The organism is Microvirga massiliensis, from assembly GCF_001006805.1.
Lineage (GTDB): Bacteria > Pseudomonadota > Alphaproteobacteria > Rhizobiales > Beijerinckiaceae > Microvirga > Microvirga massiliensis.
In genome coordinates this window covers 277,312-284,479 of record NZ_LN811360.1, presented here as the reverse complement: position 1 = coordinate 284,479, position 7,168 = coordinate 277,312, and the positions used below count along the sequence as shown (strand labels likewise).

Genomic DNA, 7,168 nt, shown 5'->3' with positions numbered 1-7,168 from the left:
ACCGTTCATGAAGAGGAGCCGTGCCTCGGCGACCTTGCTGGCATCCGCGGGGGACGGTGCGAAGACATGCGCATCGCCGTTCGGCCCCACGAGCGTGGACACCTCGACCCGCTCACCGCCAACCTGCCGCACCAGGTCGGCGAGGATGCTGAAGGAGGCCACGGCCTTGACCTTCTCGGCGGCAAGGGCCGGCCATGCCGGCAAGGCGAGGATGCCAAGGTGATCGCAAGGGCGGAACGTCTCAATAGCTGCATCACTCTCTCCAGGAGATCGGCATCCGGCGGGCAACCCCACGTGCAGGTTCGACACGAAGGGTGTCAAGCGAAGGCGCATCCGCACGCGCCGACGTCTCGGGTGGCGGCAACGCATTGGCCATCCGGCCCGGCCGGTCGCGCGACGAAAGCCGCCAGCCCCATGATGTCGGTGAGCGGCTTGCTCCGAACGCGTTCAGGACTTCACGGTCTCGCACGCCACCCACGCTCCTCACGCCGTATGTTGGTGTCCATGCGCCTGCACCCGGCGCATGCGCGGGATACGGCGGGACGTAGCGTGGGCCTTGTGACACGATCGCGGCGCCTCACGGCCGCAGCGCGCCCTGGGTCTCGCCATAGGTCGCATAAACCGAGGGGTGATCAGCCAGACCGAGCGACTGAGTTCCATTGAAACGAAGATCGCGGCAAGATCCGTGCGGATAGCGGTCTGCGTGGGCCGGTGATCGAGTGACATGGGTCGCCCCCAGAGTGGTGGGTCAGCAACCTCACTCTGCCATCAAGCGGATCGCTATCCACCCCTCATAGGATCTCGGTCAAAGTGCGATGTAGCGCCGATCAATTGAATGTCTGCTCACTTCGCGATTTTGGAAGTTCGGTCAACTTCAGCTCCGTGCCATTAGGAGACGCTCGCGTTTGCCCGTTAGTGGCTCGCTGCGATCTCACGATTCAAGGCTTGGACTCAGTCTAAGGCAACTCTCGGCATCAGGCAGTTTCCACTTCACATCAGTTAATCTTCCCGAGGAGTTCCCTGACGGCCGCCTCCAACTCGAAAACAGGCTGGATGCCAGGCGGCAGCTCAAGCGATCGATCCTCCAGCCAAGCAATGGTATGGGCTCCAGCCGCAAGGGCAGCCTGCGCGCCCGTCGGACTATCTTCAATGGCAATACATTGCTGGGCTGGGATACCGAGCAGTATCGCCGCCCGCTCATAGGGTTCAGGGTCGGGCTTACCGCGCACAACATCATTGATCGACACTGAGATGAACCCGGGTTCTTCCAAGCCAAGTACCCGGATGTTCGCGTTCACCACTATCCGGTCGGAGTTTGAGACGAGAGCCTGACGGAAACCCGATTGCTCGAACATCCGCCAGGCTTCCAGGGCACCGGGCCTGACGGTGATCGCCGCCGCATGAGCCGTGTAGTAGCTGTATTTCAGACGGCGCCATTGGTCGAAGCTCATGGACAGACCGAAGGTCTGCCGGCACTTCTCGTACACGACCTTGGCGGTGCGGCCCACGATCTCATGATGAAACTCGTCGGGAACCTCCACGCCCTCTGTCGCCAGGGTGTGACGCAGGGCGCGAAAATGCATGGGTTCGCTCAGCAGCAGCGTCCCGTCGATGTCCCACAGCACAGCGCGGAACGGATGGGTCCATTGCCCGACCCCATCTGCCCGCTCGTTCGTCATAGGGTTTCGTTCCTTCGTCGGTTCGTAAGGTAGAACGTAGGCTACTGAGCGCACCGTAACTGCTCCAAATTCCGAATGCACACGGCCGCCTGAGCCTGCTCTCAGCATTCGATCAGCATGTACCGAAGGTACCGCCGGAGGCTTTGTCTGGTGCCAACCAGGGGATCCCGATCCAGGAACTTCGGACAATATGGTTCTTCGCGCGCCTGACCTGCTCAAGATCAGGCGCGCAATTGAGTAGATCCAGACCGCTTTATTTGCGCGGCAACAGGCGCTGGACTTCCCGGGATGCATCAGCGAGAGCCTCCTCAGGCGTCGCCTTCTGCTCCACCACACGCGAGAGATTATCCACGATCGTCTGGGTGACCTTCACGCCATTGGAGCCCGGAAAGGCATACCACGGGACCATCTTCGGCATCTGCTCAAGGCCAGCCTTGAAGAGCGGGTTCTTATGGTAGAACTCACCCAGATACTCGGAGGACTTCGCCGCGAGTTCGTTGTTGGGCACGTAGCCCGTCCCGGGCACGACGACGGATGCGCCATAAGGACCGGCGGCGAACTTGATGAACTTCCAGGCCGCCTCCTGCTTGGCGGGATCCTTGGTCAGCATGACGGCGGCATTGCCGCCCGTGGGCAGGCGCCCCGTCTCCGGCGAGAGCAGCGGGATCGCAGCCGTACGCAGATCGAACTTCTCGCCAACGTTGTTGATGACATTGCGCAATGCGCCTGTGGTCTGGAATGCGAAGCCGATCTTGCCTGCGACGAAGGCCTGCTCGCCGTTGCTCTTGGTGAGCACGGGCATCCCGCCTTCCTTGACCATGCGATCCAGGAGCCGGATGGCCGCAAGCCCCTCGGCGCCGTCGAAGGCAACCTTCTTCTCGTCAGGTGTCAGCATGGTCCCACCAGCGCCGAAAAGGAGTGCGCTGAACATCCAGTCGTCACCCTGCCAGCGGAAATCGATGCTCTGAACGCCATCTCCCAAAGTCTTGATCTTGGACGCGATCGCGATCACCTCGTCCCAGGTCTTCGGCGGAGCGTCGGGGTTGGCGCCGACGCGGCGGAAGAGATCCGCGTTGTAGTACATGATCGGATTCGAGGTCGCGAACGCCAGCCCGGCCTGCTGGTTGCCGAACTGGGCGAGCTTCAGGATGTTGTCGCTGAAGCCCTGCTCGGCCATGTTCCCGTCGCTCGCGACGAATGGCTTCAGGTCGACCGAGATCTCACGCTCCGCCACCACCCTGAGGCGATTGAGGCCGACGAAGGTTACATCCGGCATCTCCGCGGTACCCGCCTGGCGGAGAATCAGTTGCAGTCCCTCCTCGTAAGTGGGCGACGGGCTGACGAAGTTGATCTTGATCCCTGGGTTCTCCTCCATGAACCTCTTCGAGATCTTGTCCATCACGTCCTTGAAGAAGCCGGGCATCGGGTAGTGGACGTTGAGGGTCGTTTCGGCCAGCGCGCCGCTGGCGACCGAAGCGGCCAAGGCCACTCCGGCAAGCATCGTCTTGATCCTGGACACGTCTTGTCTCCTTGTGCGTGGTCAGAAGTTATCTGTTGTTGGGAGAGGCCTCAGCCCTTCAGCCCGGTGAGGGTGATGCCCTCGATGAAACGCCGCTGGGCGAGCAGGAAAGCTGCGAGCAGCGGCACCGTGACGACCACCGTAGCCGCCATGAGTGCCCCGTAATCGTCCCCGGCCTCAGCAGCGCGAAAAAAGATCAAGCCGAGCGGCGGCGGCGCCATCGCGGTCTCGGTCACCACGATCTGTGGCCAGAACAGATCGTTCCAATGCGCCACGACAGAGAAGATCGAGAACGCGGTGATGGCGGGCCAGGCGTTCGGGACGATGACCCGCAGAACAATGGCAAGCTCCGACATGCCGTCGAGGCGCGCCGCACTGATCAGGTCATCCGGCATCGCCCGGAAGAATTGCAGGAACAGGAAGATCGCAAAGACGGAGATCATGAACGGCGCCGCCAGCGCGAAGTAGGTGTTCAGCACCCCTGCCCCGCTCAGCGCCACGTAAATCGGCAGCGCGGTCGCATGGATCGGCACGAGGAGACCGAGCATGATCCCGGCGATCATCAGGCGGGCGCCCGGAAAGCGCAGCTTCGCGAGCGCATAGGCGCATGGCAAAGCCACCACCACCTGCACGACGAGGATGAGCGTGCAGACGATCGTGCCGTTCATCAGGAGTTGCAACATCGGCACGCGGGTAAAGGCCTTCGAGAAGTTCTCCACGACGGCCCAGTTCTCCGGGATCAGAGTCAGCGACGAGGAGAAGATCTCCTCGCGCGGCTTCAGGGCGGTGGACAGCATCCACACGTAGGGCGCGAGAAAAACCAGCGCACCGGCTGACAAGACCGCCAGGCGCAGGACGCGGGCGAGGTTCCAGGCTTGAGGTGTCATGTATAGTGAACCCGCCGATCGAGGGCGCGGTACTGGAGCACCATGAGGACCATGAGGATCGCCAGGAAGACGACCGTCATTGCGGACGCGTAGCCGACGCGCAGATACACGAACCCTTCCTGGTAGATCGTCCAGAGAAGCACCTCGGATGCCCGGTTGGGCCCACCCTGCGTGATCGTCGAGACGGTCTCGAATACCTTGACGGCGTTGATCACGCTGATGGTCACGACGAACAGGGTCGTAGGCGCGAGCATCGGCCAGGTGACGAGCCAGAACCTGTCCCAGGCCGTGGCGGCACGGTCCACCTCGGCCGCCGCGTACAGCTCCCGTGGGATCGCGGTAAGGCCCGCCAGGAACAACACCATGTTGAAGCCGACCGCCTGCCACACGCCGATGAAGGCAAGGCTCAGGAGGACGGTATCGCTGCTCCCGAGCCAGTTGGGCCCATCGATCCCAACGAGGCGCAGGAGAGCATTCACAGGGCCAATCGTCGGGTGCAGCAGGTACTGCCAGACGGTCGCCATCGCCACGAGCAGCGACACCACGGGCAGGAAGTAGATCGTGCGGAACAGCGCCCGCCCGCGCATCTCCGCCTCGATGAGGAGCGCTGCGCCAAGGCCAAGAAGTATCGACAGCGGGGTCACGACCAGGGTGTAGGTCAGCGTGTTCCCGAGCGAGATCAGGAACGTGCGGTCCTCGAGCAGTTCGAAGTAATTATCGAGGCCGACGAACCGGACGCCGTCGTAACCCAGCTCGAAGTCGGTAAGGCTCAATGCGACCACGCCGAGGGTCGGCAGCAGGATGAGCAGTGCCAGAAAAGCCACGGCTGGGCCGGCGAGGCGCCATCCGGCAAAGGCCTCGGAGCGTCGGGCGGCTGCCGCCGACTCGGATACGCCCGCCCGAACTCCCGCGGAGAGCGCAAGGCTAGCCATTGGCGACCATCCCCACGGGAGGCCAAACCGGCAGGCGCGAACCATCCGCCCCGAAGACCAGGACGTCCTCGGAGGCGACCGCGATCGCAACCGCCTGCCCCTGACCGAAAGCCGTCGCCTCGGCTGGCGTGAGTTTCGCCACCATTGACTCGCCGCCGGCAAGCTCGACGAACACAAGGGTTTCAGAGCCGAGGAACTCGATGCGCCGGACGGAGGCGCTCAAGCCCCCATGCCTGGGGCCAACCAGCTTCAGAGCCTCGGGCCGGATCCCGACGGTTACCGATGCCCCCGGCACTGCCTGGACGTCCTCGGCAAAAAGCCTGCCGCCAATGCGCACGCCGTGGGCTGCATCCACCTTGCCCGCGAGAAGGTTGATCTGCGGGCTGCCGATGAAGCGGGCAACCTCGATATGCGCTGGGTTACTGTAGATTCCCTCGGGCGTGTCGAACTGGAGAAGACGGCCGCCCATCATGACCGCAATGCGATCGGCCATGCTCAGGGCCTCCGCCTGATCATGGGTGACGTAGAGCGTGGTGACTCCCGCTCGCCGGTGCAACTCGACGATCTCCGCGCGGGTGTGGACCCGCAGGTTGGCGTCGAGGTTTGAGAGTGGCTCGTCCATCAGGAACGCGGCCGGATCGCGGACCAGCGCCCGCCCGAGGGCCACGCGCTGCCGTTGCCCGCCCGACATATGTCCTGGCTTGCGGTCCAGCAGGTGGTCGATCTTGAGGCTGCGGGCGGTCTCGAACACTCGCCTCTGGATGTCGGCGCGGATCTCGCGCTGGCCCGGGAGAAGGCTTCCAATCCAGGGCAGGCGTTGCCAAACCGTGAGATTGCGCATGGCCAAAGGCACTGCAATGTTCTGCCCCGCCGTCAGGTGCGGGTACAGGGCATACGACTGGAACACCATGGCGATGTCCCGCTCGGACGGACGCATAGCCGTCATGTCTCGCTCGCCCAGCCAGACGCTCCCGTGATCGGGGTAATCCAGCCCGGCAGCGATGCGCAGGAGCGTCGTCTTCCCGCAACCCGACGGACCGACCAGGGCGACGAACTCGCCCGGCTCGGCCTCGATGGTCACATCGTGCAGGATGTGATTGTCGCCGTAAGCCTTGGCGATCCCGCGAAGGGCCAGCCCGCTCATGACAGCGCCCCCTTCACGGGAGCCGGCGGGTAAACCTCATGGAGCACGTCGTCGAGGACGATGGGCCTCAGCGTGTCCAAAGGAACGATGCGGCTCTCGACCGTTGCGCCAAGGGTGTGCACGGCGGCACCGAGGAGCGCATCACCGTAGGGCATGTGCACCATCGGGCCCACGACAAATCCGGAGGATAGTCCCCACACGCAGCGGAAGGGGGCACGGTCAACGATCCGGGCCCGGTGCAGGTGACCGCTGGCAACGAGTTCCACCCCATTCGCGGCGAAGAGCGCAAGCAATTGCAGCCGCGGCTCGGGGCGCAGCCCCCAATATCCGCTTTCGCCCTCGTCCGGATCCTCGATGAAGAGCGGCTTGTGCTTGAACACAAGGACCCGTCGTCCTTCACGGGTGCGGAGGGTGTTCTCGAGCCACGCGAGTTGTTCGTCTTCCTCGGAAGATCCCGATCCGATGATCAGGCTGTTCAGCCCGATCAGCCGCCATTCGCCGAGATCGTGCGCCCAGCGATCCGGACCAATGATCCGACGCCAACGAGACAGGCGCTCTCCATCGATAGGCTGCCGTGTACCCGGCACGTCTCCAACGTCGTGGTTGCCCGGCACGCACAGCGTCGGATACTGGAGATCGCGCAACAGCTCGCGGCTGTGGACGAGGTCCTCCTCGAAGTCAGCACCATCGACCGTGAGGTCACCCGTGTGGACGACAAGGTCCGGCCCCAGCGAGTCGATCCACGCCACCAGAGGCTTCCAGTTCTCTTCGAACTGGGGCTTCAAAGAGCTCAAATGTGTGTCAGTGATCTGGATAATCTTCACATTTGCCTGCCATCGGCCAACAGCTTGGACTTGTATGGAGGCGGCTTAGGTGGCCTTCGTGACACCCGCCCTACGGATCAATGACGTTTGTGTGTCGGCGGAAGTGTCCTGCGTTTGCTGCGGCGAGCTTGCTCAATGAGGAAGTGGCTCGACTTGAGCCTCGGGCGCCCTACCGCGCACTGG

General features: G+C 63.3%; 7 protein-coding genes. All 7 read right to left on the bottom strand.

Features of this window, described 5'->3' with window-relative positions:
- Positions 1-333 (bottom strand): metal ABC transporter solute-binding protein, Zn/Mn family (locus BN1233_RS29450; protein ID WP_046867204.1); only part of this gene is annotated, 333 nt, incomplete at its 3' end.
- A 662-nt stretch (positions 334-995) separates the two neighbouring features.
- Entirely contained in the window at positions 996-1,679 is a 684-nt protein-coding gene (locus tag BN1233_RS29445; protein ID WP_046867203.1) for an HAD family hydrolase, read from the bottom strand.
- A gap of 253 nt (positions 1,680-1,932) precedes the next feature.
- Complete coding sequence (locus BN1233_RS29440; protein ID WP_046867272.1) at positions 1,933-3,180, bottom strand: ABC transporter substrate-binding protein; 1,248 nt, start codon at positions 3,178-3,180, stop codon at positions 1,933-1,935.
- Positions 3,181-3,248: 68 nt separating this feature from the next.
- On the bottom strand, positions 3,249-4,085 hold the full coding sequence (locus BN1233_RS29435) for a carbohydrate ABC transporter permease (RefSeq protein WP_046867202.1): 837 nt from the start codon (positions 4,083-4,085) through the stop codon (positions 3,249-3,251).
- A complete protein-coding gene (locus BN1233_RS29430; RefSeq protein WP_046867201.1) occupies positions 4,082-5,017 on the bottom strand; it encodes a carbohydrate ABC transporter permease in 936 nt (311 codons plus the stop codon). The genes BN1233_RS29435 and BN1233_RS29430 overlap by 4 nt, the downstream gene beginning before the upstream one ends.
- Complete coding sequence (locus tag BN1233_RS29425; protein ID WP_046867200.1) at positions 5,010-6,161, bottom strand: ABC transporter ATP-binding protein; 1,152 nt, start codon at positions 6,159-6,161, stop codon at positions 5,010-5,012. The genes BN1233_RS29430 and BN1233_RS29425 overlap by 8 nt, the downstream gene beginning before the upstream one ends.
- Positions 6,158-6,985 carry a metallophosphoesterase family protein gene (locus BN1233_RS29420; protein ID WP_046867199.1) on the bottom strand — a complete coding sequence of 276 codons (828 nt, stop codon included), beginning with the start codon at positions 6,983-6,985 and terminating at the stop codon, positions 6,158-6,160. The genes BN1233_RS29425 and BN1233_RS29420 overlap by 4 nt, the downstream gene beginning before the upstream one ends.
- Between the last annotated feature and the right edge of the window lie 183 nt (positions 6,986-7,168).